General features: G+C 37.2%; 10 protein-coding genes. 5 read left to right on the top strand and 5 right to left on the bottom strand.

Annotated elements, in window-relative coordinates; all coding sequences use genetic code 11:
• Positions 1-741: patatin-like phospholipase family protein (locus ACO1O5_RS22125; RefSeq protein ID WP_486274176.1), on the bottom strand; the 741-nt coding region annotated here is incomplete at its 3' end.
• Positions 742-1,188: 447 nt separating this feature from the next.
• Here ACO1O5_RS22125 and ACO1O5_RS22120 point away from each other — a divergent pair.
• From ACO1O5_RS22120 to ACO1O5_RS22100, 5 genes are all read left to right on the top strand, one after another.
• On the top strand, positions 1,189-2,910 hold the full coding sequence (locus ACO1O5_RS22120) for an ABC transporter ATP-binding protein (protein ID WP_486274175.1): 1,722 nt from the start codon (positions 1,189-1,191) through the stop codon (positions 2,908-2,910).
• Positions 2,894-4,657 (top strand): ABC transporter ATP-binding protein, encoded by a 1,764-nt coding sequence (locus ACO1O5_RS22115; protein ID WP_486274173.1) that lies wholly within the window; start codon positions 2,894-2,896, stop codon positions 4,655-4,657. The genes ACO1O5_RS22120 and ACO1O5_RS22115 overlap by 17 nt, the downstream gene beginning before the upstream one ends.
• A 283-nt stretch (positions 4,658-4,940) precedes the next feature.
• Positions 4,941-5,354 carry a hypothetical protein gene (locus ACO1O5_RS22110; RefSeq protein ID WP_486274171.1) on the top strand — a complete coding sequence of 138 codons (414 nt, stop codon included), beginning with the start codon at positions 4,941-4,943 and terminating at the stop codon, positions 5,352-5,354.
• A 438-nt stretch (positions 5,355-5,792) separates the two neighbouring features.
• The gene (locus ACO1O5_RS22105; protein WP_486274168.1) at positions 5,793-7,343 is read left to right on the top strand and encodes a hypothetical protein; all 1,551 of its coding nucleotides are present in this window, start codon (positions 5,793-5,795) and stop codon (positions 7,341-7,343) included.
• 199 nt (positions 7,344-7,542) lie between these two features.
• Entirely contained in the window at positions 7,543-8,076 is a 534-nt protein-coding gene (locus ACO1O5_RS22100) for a hypothetical protein (protein ID WP_486274166.1), read from the top strand.
• Positions 8,077-8,176: 100 nt separating this feature from the next.
• On the opposite strand, the gene ACO1O5_RS22095 is transcribed toward ACO1O5_RS22100, so the two are convergent.
• From ACO1O5_RS22095 to ACO1O5_RS22080, 4 genes are all read right to left on the bottom strand, one after another.
• The gene (locus tag ACO1O5_RS22095; RefSeq protein ID WP_486274165.1) at positions 8,177-9,379 is read right to left on the bottom strand and encodes an MFS transporter; all 1,203 of its coding nucleotides are present in this window, start codon (positions 9,377-9,379) and stop codon (positions 8,177-8,179) included.
• A gap of 267 nt (positions 9,380-9,646) precedes the next feature.
• Positions 9,647-11,623, bottom strand: a complete 1,977-nt coding sequence (locus ACO1O5_RS22090) for a DUF3857 domain-containing protein (protein ID WP_486274163.1) — start codon at positions 11,621-11,623, stop codon at positions 9,647-9,649.
• A gap of 2 nt (positions 11,624-11,625) precedes the next feature.
• The gene (locus tag ACO1O5_RS22085) at positions 11,626-13,551 is read right to left on the bottom strand and encodes a DUF3857 domain-containing protein (protein WP_486274161.1); all 1,926 of its coding nucleotides are present in this window, start codon (positions 13,549-13,551) and stop codon (positions 11,626-11,628) included.
• 7 nt (positions 13,552-13,558) lie between these two features.
• The coding region (locus tag ACO1O5_RS22080) for a toxin-antitoxin system YwqK family antitoxin (protein ID WP_486274160.1) at positions 13,559-15,204 on the bottom strand (1,646 nt) is incomplete at its 5' end.

Below are 15,204 nucleotides of genomic sequence, written 5' to 3'. Positions count from 1 at the left end.
GTCAACAGGCGATTTCAATTTTTCCTGCGGAAACAATCCTGTAGTAACGCTGCTTCCTATAATGTAATCGGCGCCCATTTTTTTTACGTCTGATACCGGGAAATTCCTGGTGACGCCACCATCTACTAACTGGTCTCCATTATAATTCACTGAAGCAAAAACGGAGGGTATAGCCATACTGGCCCGAACAGCTGTAATAATGTCGCCGGAATCAAGTACCACAGCTTCGCCGGAAGAAATATTGGACGCAATGCATTCAAAAGGAATTGAAAATTTTTTAAAATTCTTCACGTTATGAACAGGATAAAATAACTCTGAAAATTTAAACCATAATTCCTGCCCGTCCAGGAAGCCACGTGGTAATTGAAGTTTATTATTGACATATGGTAACTCCACCGTATATCTTCCGTACTCATCCTTTTCTTCCATAGAGAGGGAACGAAGGGAAAGCTGGTTGCTTAATAAAAGATCCCAATCCAGGTTGCGGCTTATTTTTTCAATTTGTTTTCCAGAGTATCCTATTGCATACAAAGAGCCAATAATAGCTCCCATGCTGGTTCCGGTTATATAATCAATTTTTAACCCGGCAGAATCGATGGCTTTGAGTATACCGATATGTGCCAGCCCTTTTGCGCCGCCACCACTTAATGTGAGGCCGATCTTGGGCCGTTGGTTTGATGTCTGCGCAGAAAGTGATAATGACCCCAACAAAAAAGTTAATAAAATAAAAAAGGATTTCATTCGAGGTTTTGGGTTCATTGGACATTGCCGTTCAACTTCAACACCTATCAGTGAAGGGCACCTATAAAAAGAGCGAAAATAGGCTAATTAATATTTCATAAGAAAGAGCCGCTATTAGATTCGTGTGAAACTTTACACAAAAACAGCTAAAGATTACTAATCATCCAAAATTAAGAAAGCCACGAAGTTAATTTGAAACTAAAATTCAATATTGACTATTACTCCGTTTTGCGATCGATAAATAGTAATGGGCGAAGGCGGGAATAGTTTTATTTAATCAAAAAGATTTACTATCATCTTTTGGATTTATTATCTTGAAATGTTATCAATTGAAATGCAATTATTGTTTATTCTAATCCTGGATTAATTTTGCCATTTCCTGTACAATGGTTTAATCCGGCAATACAATAATTTGCCCTAATTTGAATATAATCCTTCATTTACCAAATGAATAAAAAGCCCGGAATTCTTAACCTGCTCAAACCCTACAAGGGGATTGTCGTATTGCTAATTGCGTTTACGCTTCTCAGTAATGGAATAAACTTACTAATTCCGAAAATTATCTCTAAAACGATAGATGATTTTACCAGCGGTATTTTTTCTATAAATCCTGTTTTGGAAAAATTTTCTTTAGCAATTATTAGTATATTTATTTTTACCTACCTGCAAAGTATTCTGCAAGTATACGCTTCCGAAAAAGTAGCCAGGGATTTAAGAACCAGGCTTTCGGACACAATATCCAAACAAAGTGCCGCTTTTATTGAACAGGCGAATCCTTCCAAATTATTAACCAATCTTACTGCCGATGTTGACTCAATAAAAATGTTTATTTCGCAGGCCATCGTATCAATTGTTTCTTCTTTATTCATCATCATCGGCGCAAGTATTTTATTAATAACCATTAACTGGAAACTTGCCTTGTGCGTTATTGCAATTATCCCCATTATAGGAATTACATTTTTTGTTGTGTTGAAAAAAGTACGTGCCTTGTTTATACAAAGCAGGGCGGTGATAGACTGGCTGAATAAAGTAATTAATGAAAGTATTTTGGGCGCCGCGATTATACGCGTAGTGAATGCCCAAATTCCGGAATACAATAAATTTTTAGAAGCCAATACCAAAGCAAGAGATTTTGGATTGAAAATTCTTTATTTGTTTGTCGGCCTCATTCCTGTGATAACATTTACTTCTAACATGGCGGCCTTAACGATACTTGCGCTGGGCGGTCATTTTGTTATCAACGAGAGTATGACGCTGGGAAATTTTGCAGCCTTCAATAGTTATTTATCAATGCTTATTTTCCCAATTTTGATTATTGGTTTTATGAGTAATGTAATTGCACAGGCCACAGCTTCTTACCAGCGCATCAGCCATATTATTGAAACACCTGAACAACCGGAAATGGGAACGATTAACAAAGAATTCAAAGGCGATGTTGAATTGAAAAATATAAATGTTTTGTACGGACAAGTTCCTGTTTTAAAAGATATTTCATTTAAGGTTGATGCAGGTTCAAAAATGGCAGTTATTGGTCCCACTGCTGCGGGAAAAACGCAACTATTATATCTGTTGACCGGGTTAATAAAACCTTTATCGGGCTCAATAAGTTTTGATGGTGAATCCATAGAAAAATATAATAGTGAAGCGTTTCATAAACAGGTAGGGTTTGTTTTCCAGGATAGCATCCTTTTTAATATGAGCATTCGTGAAAACATTGCTTTCAGCGATACGGCAACGGATGAATCATTAGCAAAAGCAATTGAAACTGCCGAGCTCAGGCAGTTTATTGACGGGCTTCCTGGTAAATTAAATACGATTGTTTCAGAACGGGGATCGAGCCTTTCAGGCGGGCAGAAACAACGCATCATGCTGGCGCGGGCATTGGCATTGGATCCTAAAATATTATTGCTCGACGATTTTACTGCACGTGTTGATAATAATACTGAGAAAAAAATATTGGAGAACATCCAAAATAATTACCCTTCATTAACCTTAATTTCTGTTACGCAAAAGATTAGTTCCATTGAACATTACGACCAGATAATTTTATTGATGCAGGGAGAATTAATTGCTTCCGGTAAGCATGAAGAATTGATTCATACGAGCCCTGAATATGTGCAAATGATTAATTCACAAAAAAGCACGAGCAACTATGAATTACAATCTTAATGCACTTATTGATAAGAAGGAGAAGAAATCCACGTATGCTGCGCTCAAGAGCCTGCTGCAATTGATATCGCATGAAAAGAGGAATTTACTTGTTGCCACCTGCATTATCTTGTTGAATTCCACCCTTAATTTACTGGGTCCGTTATTGGTAGGATACACGATTGATAAATATGTGCAGCGCAAAGATTATCATGGTGTGCTGGTGGTTTCAGGCATTTTGCTTACGATGTACCTGATGGGCCTGTTTACTAGTTTTTTTCAAACAAAACTTATGGGAAGTATTAGCCAGCGCATGTTGTTCACTTTACGCAATACCATTTTCAGCAAGCTGCAATCTCTTCCGGTGGCTTTTTTTAATGCAAATAAAGCAGGCGATCTTATCTCAAGAATTAATAATGATACCGATAAGATCAACTCTTTTTTTTCACAGTCGTTAATGCAATTTATTGGAAGCATCGCAACAATGACGGGCGCAGGAATTTTTTTGCTGCTCATTAATTTTAAACTTGGCGCAGCGGCACTGGTTCCTGCCCTGCTTATTTTATTATTTACAAGGATAGTATCTCCATGGGTAAAGAAAAAAAATGCCCGGAATCTAAAAAGCATCGGAGGAATGAGTGCCGAAATCCAGGAAAGCCTCAACAATTTTAAAGTGATCATTGCCTTCAACCGTCGTGATTATTTCAGAATGAGATTTAATGAGGCCAATCATCAAAATTACACAACGGCTATTGGCGCAGGATTGGCGAATAATATTTTTTTACCTGTATATAGTATGTTCTCAGGCTTTGCACAATTAACGGTTTTAGCTTATGGAATCTTTCTTATTTCAACCGGAAATTTTTCCATTGGATTGCTGGTAAGCTACCTGGCGTATGCAACTTACTTTTATAATCCCTTAAGACAACTGGCATCTTTATGGACAAGCTTCCAGGTGGCAATGGCGGGCTGGGACAGGATTGCAAAGATTCTATCGCTCAACTCAGATTTAGTGACGATTGATAATATTAGAACAGAGCAGCCCTCAGATGCTTTAATAGAATTCAGAAACGTGCATTTTAGGTATGATGAAAGTAAAGAGATTTTGCATAATGTTTCATTGAAACTCGAAAGAGGCAAAACTTATGCCTTCGTTGGACCCACGGGTGGCGGAAAAACAACAACTGCTTCCCTGATTGCCAGATTGTATGATACTACGAAAGGAACCGTTTTGCTGGATGGGAAAGATATCCGGTCTTATGAACCTGAAGAACGTTCCCGAAAGATCGGCTTCATCCTGCAAGAGCCTTTTTTGTTTACCGGAACAGTAAGGGATAACATTCTATATGGTAATGAACAGTATAAAAATTATACGGATGAACAAATGGAACAGGTTATAAAAGAATCTAAGCTTCAAAGCCTCTTGAACATTTTTGAAAATGGTTTACAAACAAAAGTATCATCGGGCGGGGACAATATCAGTTTGGGCCAAAAACAATTAATTGCGTTTATGCGTGCCGTTATACGCAATCCCGAAGTGCTAATTTTGGATGAAGCAACTGCCAATATTGATACATTAACAGAACAATTGCTGGAAGAAATCTTAAATAAATTACCTGAAGCAACTACACGTATCATCATCGCACATCGTTTAAATACTATTGAAAATGCTGATGAAATATTTTTTGTAAATGCCGGAGAAGTTACTCGTGCCGGTTCTTTCAATGACGCTGTTGACAAACTTTTGCATAATAAAAGAGTAAGCTAAAACAAAGCAACGCTCTTGGCTAAATAAATCTGAGCCTACTTTTTTACGTCATTTCATTGTTACTCCGGCTTAACAATTAGGTAACATTTCGTTTTGGACATCAGGGTAATTTTTTTATAAAACCCTTTGTTGTAAAGGGTTTTAAGGGATTACATATTCTTTTAAGATGAAAATTGCCTGTGTAAGTTGATTTGCGGTCACGTTTGCTTCGTGTTACTTTTACACTTTCGATTGTTTGTATGAAGAGAATTTAATTTAATCTTTTAATCTAAAATTTCACTTTATGAAACAGACAATCAAAGCAACAAAAATGATTACAGTGGGTTTATTTACCCTTTGTACATTAGGGATCACAAACGCTACATTCGCAGGTACAAAAACTGATGCCCCCGCAGAATTAAAATTTATCGGTAAAATCAAAAATCAGCCGGTATTTGAACTTAACCTGAATAATGACGCCTCAGATGAGTATTACATCAACATTAAAGACGCAAACTATAATGTTTTATATTCAGAAAAAATAAAAGGCGAAAACCTCTCCAGGAAATATCAATTGGATGTGGATGCTTCACAATTAAGCGACCCGGCATTTGGTGTTAGAGTTGAAGTTACTTCAGCAAAAACACATAAAACCCAGGTGTATAAAATCAGCTCACAAACGAGTGTTACTGAAAACATAGAAGTGGCAAAATTATAATGCAGGCCACAAGACATTAAATCCCTATTAAAACAATAAAAGACTTGCCCGTAAAAAGGAGCAGGTCTTTTATTGTTTAGACGCGCCAGTAAAAAAAATAAATTTTAAAAAAATTTTTATTAGTAATGAATAATATCTATTTTCACACTCTCAAAAAAACAGGCCCTCCTGTAGAAACAAGACGGCCTTTACGATTGCTTGATATGAGAATCTTTAATTGTATGTGTTGTGCTGATGTCACAGCTTACAATGGGAAAAAACGGATTGAAAACCTGCCACAATAGAGATCCATTTTATTTTTTAAGCCCTTTGTCGAACAAACTTACATTGTGATCATAAATAAAACCAATCAATTTATTGGTGATTCTATCATCGCCGAAGAGATTGACTATTTTAAAATCCCTTTACTATCTTGCATTCCAGCATAAATTCTTAATGATGCCCAACCTTTTTTCTGATACATTATTCCAATTGGTTCACTCTCTCGAAAAATCTGAGAAAAGGCATTTTAAACTGTATATCAAAAGGAGTTCAGCTAAAGAAGACCTCAAAATAATACGCCTCTTCGATGCCTTAGATAAACTCTCGGAGTATGATGAGAAGCAGCTTCTTAAGACGCTTAGTGATATTACCAAGCCGCAGTTATCTAATTTAAAGACTCACTTATATAAACAGTTGTTGGCCAGTTTGCGCCTGTTAAAGACAAATGATAATATTGATTTGAAATTGAGTGAACACCTGGATAATGCCAGGTTGCTATATAACAAAGGTCTTAAAATCCAGGCGCTACACATTCTTGAAAAAGCAAAAGAACTTGCCAGGACCAATCAGAAAATGAATTTTCTTGTGCAGGTAATTTCTTTGGAAAAAAAAATTGAAACACTTCATATTACCAGGAGTTCATTGGAAAAGACGCAAATGTTGGCTGAAGAGGCGTTGGATATTAGTGGGCATATAGACAGAGTTACCAGGTTGTCTAACCTGGCCTTGTTGCTTTACAGGTGGTATGTAAAAAACGGGCATGCGAGAAACGAGCAAGACGAAACTGGAATTCGTGAATTTTTCCGTAGCTCTTTACCGGAAGATCCCAATGCAATTCACGGTTTTTATGAGAAGCTGTATTTATACCAAAGTTATACCTGGTACGCTTTTATACGCCAGGACTTTTTAATGTATTACAGGTATAGCCAGAAATGGATTGATCTTTTTGGCGAAAATGAGGTGATGATTGCTGTGGAAACCGGCCATTACATAAAGGGTATGCATAACCTTCTTAATGCTCATTTCGATCTTAGGAATTTTGCAAAATTTGAGATTACGTTGGCGCAATTTGAGGCTTTTGCAAAAACGCCTATTGCCAACCAGCATGATAATTTTCGCACCCACACATTTATTTATATTAACAGCGCCAGGCTTAATAAATATTTAATGCAGGGTAATTTTAGTGAGGGTTTAACTATTGTTCCGGAAATTGTTGAGAAATTAGATGAGTATGCTTTGTTTGTTGACAGCCACAGGATTCTCGTATTTAATTATAAAATAGCTACATTATATTTTGGCTCAGGCGACTATGCAACGGCTATTGATTATCTCCATAAAATAATACACGACACCCAAAACGGTTTACGAATTGACTTGCAATGCTATTCAAGGTTAATGCATCTTCTTTGTCATTATGAATTGGGTAATGATGAAATATTGGACTCTTTAATTAAATCAGTTTATCGCTTTATGGCAAGGATGAAAAACCTTACCGTTGTTGAGGAAGAGGTATTTACTTTTTTGAGGCACTCAACCAAAGTAAGACCAAAGGAACTGATTAACGAACTAAAACAATTCCTTGAAAAAATAAAACACCTTGAAAAAAATCGCTTTGAAACCCGATCATTTGCTTATCTGGATATTATTTCCTGGGTTGAAAGTAAAGTTTATGACAGGCCGATGAGTGAAATTATCCGGAATAAATATTTGAAGAGCACGCATAGATAAGAAAATAATGCGATGAACTGGTTAATTTTAACCCAGCAAAATAGCAGCCACAAATTTTGAGAATCAGTAGGCTTACAAACTTCCTGCTGAAATTTATTCTTCCCTTTTGATTTATTGAAGTATATTCAAAAATATTCCGTCCCTGCCCGATAACTGTTTCTTTCCTCTTTCTTTTATTTATTAATTAAAAATTTTTATCATGAAAAAATTGATCTTGATCTTTATGGTCACTGCCGTTGCAATTTCCTGCAATGAAAAAAGTGAAAATGCCGGAGGTACTGAAAGCACTCCTTCAGCGCCTGCAGCCTTGACTATGCCGGTTACCTATTCTTCATCATTTGAAATGGGAAACCCTGCTTACGCAGCTATGATTGTTCAGGGTAGCTGGAAAGATTGGCAGGACAATACGATGGATAACATGCAAAAATGGGTGGCCGACACTGCTCTGATTCTGCAAAGTGACAACAAAGTGATTCGCGGGGTAGACAGCCTGATGGCCAACTGGAAGAGAGGCCGTGCGGCATATTCCGCGGTGTCTGATTCGATCAATGCTGTTATGCCAGTTTATAGTACTGATAAAAAAGAAAACTGGGTTTTGGTGTGGGCGACCGAATATAATACTAAGACTGATGGAACTAAAGATACAGCCGCTGTGATGGAAACCTGGCGTATCAATAAAGATGGGAAAGCAGATTTATTGCTGCAATTTGACCGTCATACACGAAAGCAATAACAAACTTTAAATAAGCCTTAGTACTTGTTATTAAAGAATGTAAGGGGCCGCTTCAAACTTTTGGGGCGACCTCTTTTATTTTAATAGTGGTGAACCATTCTCAATAAATTTGCTCGTCATAAGGTAACGGCGGGTTAGACGCAGTTTGCTTATTAAGTATAAATGGATTGCGCCACGCAGTATATGCAGATAATAATCCCATGAGAATTAGCAGGGACAATCCTTTTGACAAACTTGACTTTTCTGATATAAACCCAATAACAGAAGGACCGGTTAGAAAACCTATTAATCCGCCTGTGGTAACCATAGCATAACCTTCTACAGTACTTACGCCTGGAATATTAGCTGATGCCCTGAACAAAACAGGCACAATACAACAACTTCCGAAACCGATCATTATATAACCCAATATTGCAACGATTACAACCGGTGCTGTTACAACAACCAGAAAGCCTGCGGCTGCCAGCAATGCCCCCGCAACAACTACGTTTTTACTGCCGAGTTTGGTAATTAACATATCGCCATTAAGCCTGCCAACAGTCATGGCTACAGAAAAGCCTGCATAACCAAGGCTGATCATTGCTTTAGGCGCCAACATTACTTCTTTAAAATAAATGGCGCTCCAGTCGGCGACGCATCCTTCTGCCATAAAGCTTACCATGCAAATAAATGAAATGCCTAATATGGTTAATGATGGTAATTTAAAAGCGGATCTGCTGTGGATGATATCAATATTAGCCAGCAAATATTTTTTATTAGAAATAATAACGATGACAATAATAAACGCAACCATTACAATCTGCCATGCCGAAGGGATATGAATAGTAAATAACAATGCAGCAATTCCCGAGCTTACCGCTCCTCCCATACTGTACATTCCATGGCAGGTAGCCATAAACAGCCTGTTGTATTTTTTTTCCATCAGGTTTACAGTTGCATTGGCAGACACTCCGTTTAAGAAACTCATTCCACCAAAACAGTAAAGGCATGCCCAGAACATCACACGGTTTACAGAATTAATCTGCAATATCATAATGCAACAAATAATAATATAGCCAATGAACATCCACCTTCCCACCGATATTTTGCTAAATACTCTTGCAGATAATATCATGCCTGTAATAGCGCCCAGGGGAGAAAGCAACAACGAGAGACCGAGGCTTCCGTCACTAAAACCAAGCCTCGCTTTTATTCCCGGAATTGAAGCTACCCAAACGCCAAATAACAGGCTGGAAGTGGCGAACAGGAAACCCACCGAAAATGCATGCCTGTTTTTTACGAACGAAGTAAAATTCTTAATCATGATGAAAAAAGAAGATGCGAACCTACGATAAAGTTAAACAGGGTTGTGCTTCTGAATGAAAATAATAAGAATTTATTATTCATCTTTTGTCGCTGGCAAAAAAAGAAGAAAGGATTCTAGTCGAATATTGTGCTTCTAACTAATTGCGCTTACTGGTGCCAGTTAGATATAGGCGTTTTGTATTTTATCGCAATAAGTTCTTGCCACAGGAGAAAATAGCCTGCAGAAAAATTACACTTTGTTTTTACTACTCCAGCTATTACTAACCTAGCTTTTCTTTTCAAGCAACAATACAATCTTGTTAAAATCGGCTGATGCATTGATTACCTTTTTAAAGGTTTCAAACTCACTTAAAGGATACTTTAGTTCTCGGTAGGTTTCCATTATATATACTTCCAATACATTATTTACTATTTTATAGGAACTCACAAAGCCCATAGTTACTACATTACCTTTCTTGTACTGCACATCTATATTAATATCGTTTGGGTTTTTGATAGTATAGCCTGGTGGTATATCAAATGTGAGCTTTCTTTCTAATTCATGCGCATAAGGTAATTCAGCGGGAAGCTGGCGTGGTTTCTCCTGGTACATCTGTTCCTGCAAACCAATAAGGTCCCCCAGCTTAAATAAGATTTTGTCACCGGCTCTTTCCAACAGTTCTGATGTATGAATAGTGCCGCTTATGATAAGTGGTTTATTATCCCAGCAATCAGTAAGATTAGTATTTTCTACTTTAATATTTTGAATATTCTCGCTCTTGGCTACATTTTGAATGATGCTTTTCACCGCCTCATCCTGTTTGTCTTTGGCAAGATATGCCCAGATTGGCCTGTATCCAACAGCTCCATATCCTCTTAAGATTTGTTTACTATCGATAATCAATGAATCGCCGCTTGCATCCAGTTTAGCGTGTACTTCCATGTTATGCGCATTGCTATCGAAAGGTTCAATAGGTATATCATCAAATTTCCCAATAGCTGTTTTGAGATTTCCGATAGTGGTGCCTTTTAAAAATAAACCTCTTGTTTCTGCCCAAAGTGGCTCTACGAAAGGATAGCGATACACTGATCCTGATGGCTGCACTAACTTGCCGGTACCCGGGAAATAAATCAGTGTTTCGTCAATACGGTTCCAATCGGCCAACTCTTCATCCAATGGCAACTGGTCACGCACAGAAGGAAAAACAACCTGGTAATTTATATTCTTGTTTTCGAGTATGCCTACAAATAAACGAACAGCACCAAAATTGTTAGTGTTGCTGGTTTTAACAATCGATTCAATATTGTCGGCATCATCACCTGCTAATTTCTCATCAATGTTTATATGAGTTTTCATATAATCCTCCAGCAGCATAATGGTCTTTTCTTCACCAGCGCCGGTGGGAATATTAACACCATCTATAAATTTAGAAACCGCTTTTTTTTCTTTTTCAGTAAGAGTGGTAACGTTAGCATAAACTTTACGGGCAAGTTCTTTCCACGTGTATACTTCAACATCACTGTTGGAGCTCAGGTTATAACTCAATTTAAAATCTACTCTTTGCAGGTAAGGGTCACGCAAGCCGTATTTTTCTTCTTCGAGCGTTTTAATATTTTCAGAATACCCGGCAATCATCCTTTCATCATTTATAACACTGTCATTTAATACCGTAAAACCATTATAACCCTTCGCGCCAAATTTCAAATATTTTGGAGTAACGATTAGTATGCGAGCCTTGTAATAGGGAACCGAACCGGTTTGAAAAATTTCGCTGCCAAAAAATGAAGGATTCCTTTTTACCGTATAGCTATACTCAACTTCTGATCCTTTATCGATCCCCTCCATCGCAAACAATTTGTACGTTTTACCTTCTTCTTCCTCGTCTTTTATTTTATCCTGCGGAACATTAATTACTTTTCCGGTTGAGGTTATTACCCGCGCCTTGATGTCGTAAAGTTGTGAAAATTGCGTTACCCTCAGGTACACTTTATTAAACATTTCGATGCCCTTATCATCCGCCACTTTCACCAGGTTGTACACATAATTATATTGCACCAGGTTCTTTCCTTCCAGCTTATAGTCAAACGTTCTGCTATCCATTAAATAAACAGCACTCTCGCCCGCAAACATTGCGGGCATTACGTGTAAAACCGGGGATGCAGCCCAGGGCTGTATTTCGGTATATAATCCGTCCACCTGTGATTTACAAAAAAATGTATTTAACAATATGATAGCTGCCGATACAAAAATTCTTTTAATCATAATTATTTCTTTTTTAAAACCACTTGCTCTTTGTAAGCAGAGGAGATATTGTAAATCGCTTTGTTCCATGTGGCAAAATCGCCAGGTTCTACATATAATTTTTTCATTATTAATTTCTGCGTAGCAGAAATATTACCAGGGCCTTTTTTGTATACAATTGAAAAGTCAAAAACGTCGTTGGATACCGAAGTGTTTTTAGGAACATATTCAGCAACATAACCATCCGGTATTGAAAGAGTGTGCACCTGGTTAATGGTATAATTAAAATCGTTTTCAATTGCTATCTTTCTTTTCGCTGTATCAATAGGGGTGCTACTGATTAGTTTTTCAAGATTGAGGTTGATATAAATTTCGTCGGCAATTGTTTTTGCATAGTCGGGTATTTCGAAGGTAGACGAAATGTTAGCCTCCTTTTTCATCGGGTCGGGCATTGCGATGTGGTAATCTTTCATAATAAATTTATTACTCCCCTTTGCCATGCGACTGCGTGCGTAAACTCTTTCATCATCGCCTTTATTATACAAGAGGCGGTTGCAAACATCATTACCAAAATACCCGGAATAATCAACCGAACATTTACCAGTTAAAACATTATCGTTGATGGTTAAGAAGGTGCTATCAGTAATAACACTGCTGCCGGCAGGCATCACGGGAACTTTTATCAACTCATATTTTTCGGGGCTGATACTGATCAGTGCTTCCTTATCCTGTATAGCGCTGGTTGGCATTCCAAAAACACAATTAGGGTCGGTAGCATCTAAAAATATCCATGACTTGTCGATCTTGACTGCACTTATCATGTGATTATCCGTAAGAGGTAAAGGCACTTCAGTATATGTGTACGGTATAGACCGGGTTCCAATCCAGGTGAAGCAGGCATTTAATCCGCTTATCTGTAACATAGCAGTAAGGATGCTTGCCATGTCTTTACAATCACCATATCTTTTAGTACAAACATCTGCTGCCTGCCTTGGAACAAAGCCACCCAGGCCGTCTTCAAAAGCTACATATTTAATATTGTTTTGAACCCACATATAAATAGCTTGTGCTTTTTCCCGGTCTGTTTTTTTATTAAGGCATATACTGTCGGTTATTTTTTTCAAATTTTCATCAGGCGTTGAATTGACATTCATTAAAAAGCCATCGTTCCATTTATACAATTCACTTAATGAATTGAACACAGGAACTGTTTCACCATCATACTTATAACTTGCCACGTAAACAATTACATGGATTGCATAATAAGGAATAGAAGTGCCATCACTATAATATTCATAGTTCTTAACGTCAGTTGCTGTAAATTCAAATTTTTTCTTTCGCCCTCTTGAACTTGAAGTTACTTTCACAATTTTATTGTCGTCGTTTTTTATGATGTAGCGTACATCCATATCTTCCGGAAAAGTAATGCTATACGTCGCATTGTGCACTGGCAGGTAATTGCTAAAATAAAAGCTCGATAAAAAACGAATGTCTTTATTGTAGTGTTCTGTTTCAACATGTGCAACACTACCTTTCATCATTTGCGGATAATCGAAAGAAGTTACTTTTTGATCATCGTAAAATATATCCTGGTCAGACGATGATTGAGTTTTAAAATCCGTGACTTTTATTTTTCTGGTATTGCCGCCATCGGGCACTAATGTATAGGCTTCCACTTTTTCCAATTCATTAAAATCACTGTGATACACTTTCTCCTTGTTGTAAATACCATTGGCATTGTCATTTAATACCATCATCTCCGATACTTCATTAGCTTCAGCATAAGGCACTCCTTTTTTAAAAGAAATATCTACCGAGCGATTGATGTTGGAAAACACAGCCATCTTATCCGGGAAAAGCTGTTGCATCTGTTCTACAGACTGGGCTTTGCTATTCGTAGTTAAGCATTGAAAAAGTATGAGACAAATTGGTATTCTAAATTTTTTCATAGTTTTTTTATTTTCTTACCTCCAACTCTCCATAATAGTAGATGTAAGTTTGGTTCAACTTGCCTGAAGTATAATATCTACATTCGCCATGCAGGCTTCCCAGGTAATAATTAATATCATAAATTAAACTGCCATCTCCATTATAGTATTTGAAAGAGCCATGTGGCTGGCCATAATAATAATTTTCTTCTTTCATTATTTTACCATCAGGATAATAAGTCTTTTTAATTCCGTTTTCAAGACCATCAATCCGGCTTTCATGCACTTCTTCTTTGCCAGTTGTATAATATAAGATTCGTTCACCGTCAATTGCTCCTTCTTTAAATTCGATGTGTGCACTTTTTACTCCATTCTTATAATAACTATCAACCGTACCTGATCCTTTTACAATCGGGATCATTGGTAATAATTTCCCATTTTTATCCTCATAGCTATATCCCTTTATGTTATCATCTTTATAATAAAAAACCAACATAACCTCGCCGTTTTCCCCGAAATACCTGGTTTCACCATCGCTCAACCCATTTTTGAAATTATAAATTTTGTCTATGTTACCGAATTCATTGTATAAAGTATCGTGACCATTAAGCTTGTCATTTGCGTAATGTTCTGTTTCGTATGGTTTACCATTAATGGAATAATATTTCCATACACCTGTTCTTTCACCATTGTTATACTTTCCCTGCACGCGAATTTTGCCAGTGGGGTACCAGGCAGTGTAAACGCTATCTGCTTTGGCATTTTTATAATAAGTAATACTGGCTTTGCTGCCATCTCCATTGGTAACAGTATAAGGGCCGTTTAATTTGTAGAATTTATAATTGCTTTCAAAAAAACTGGTCCCGTTCATGTGATTAAAATACACTTTACCTTCTCCTTTGTTCAGTTCAGAAGTAATCATTTTTTTGCCAGTGCTGTCAAACTCTACAATCTTATTGAACCAGCCATTATCATAATACTCATCGTTGTCGGGTTTGCCACCCGGCCGGTAATATTCTGATATGCCATAAATATTGTCATTCAGGTAATAGATTTTGCTGGTAATATTTCCCAGCAGGTCGTAACTAATAAATGTTCCCTGGCGTTGATCATCAATATACCATCCTTCATCTGATACCTGGCCATTGATATAGTAATTGATAAAATAACCGTTTGCCTTGCCATCTTTGTAACTTCCTTCTTCGCTTATTTTATTGTTGGAATAGTACCAGGTTTTCTTCCCTTCGAGCAAATCATTTTTATAAAAACATTCGGCAGATACCTGGCCATTCTTAAAGTAATAAGTGAACTTTCCCTCTGCCAAACCATCTTTGGTATAGTATCCCTGGTTTAATTTTATTCCATCAGGATTATAAAAAGAAACGGCGGCATCACCGGTGCGGCTATTGTTATTGCTGATGAGTGTTCCCTTTTTGTCGTAAAACTTTACATCTCGTAAATGTCCTCTTTCAAAAATTGTTTCACTATATAAAATACCGTCATCGTCAAAATCTTCACTCTTTCCATCCAGCGAACCTTTCTTAAAAAAATGCCGCGACTTCATTTTGCCATTGCCGTAGTAAGAAATATTTTCTCCCTCGGGTTCTCCCTTAACATAATTTTCAACTCTGTCGGGCTTTCCATCAATTAAAAACGTATTCCATACGCCGGACT

The organism is Ginsengibacter sp., assembly GCF_057362405.1.
Note: the sequence above shows the minus strand (reverse complement) of the source record. Positions and strands in the feature narration are given on the sequence as shown.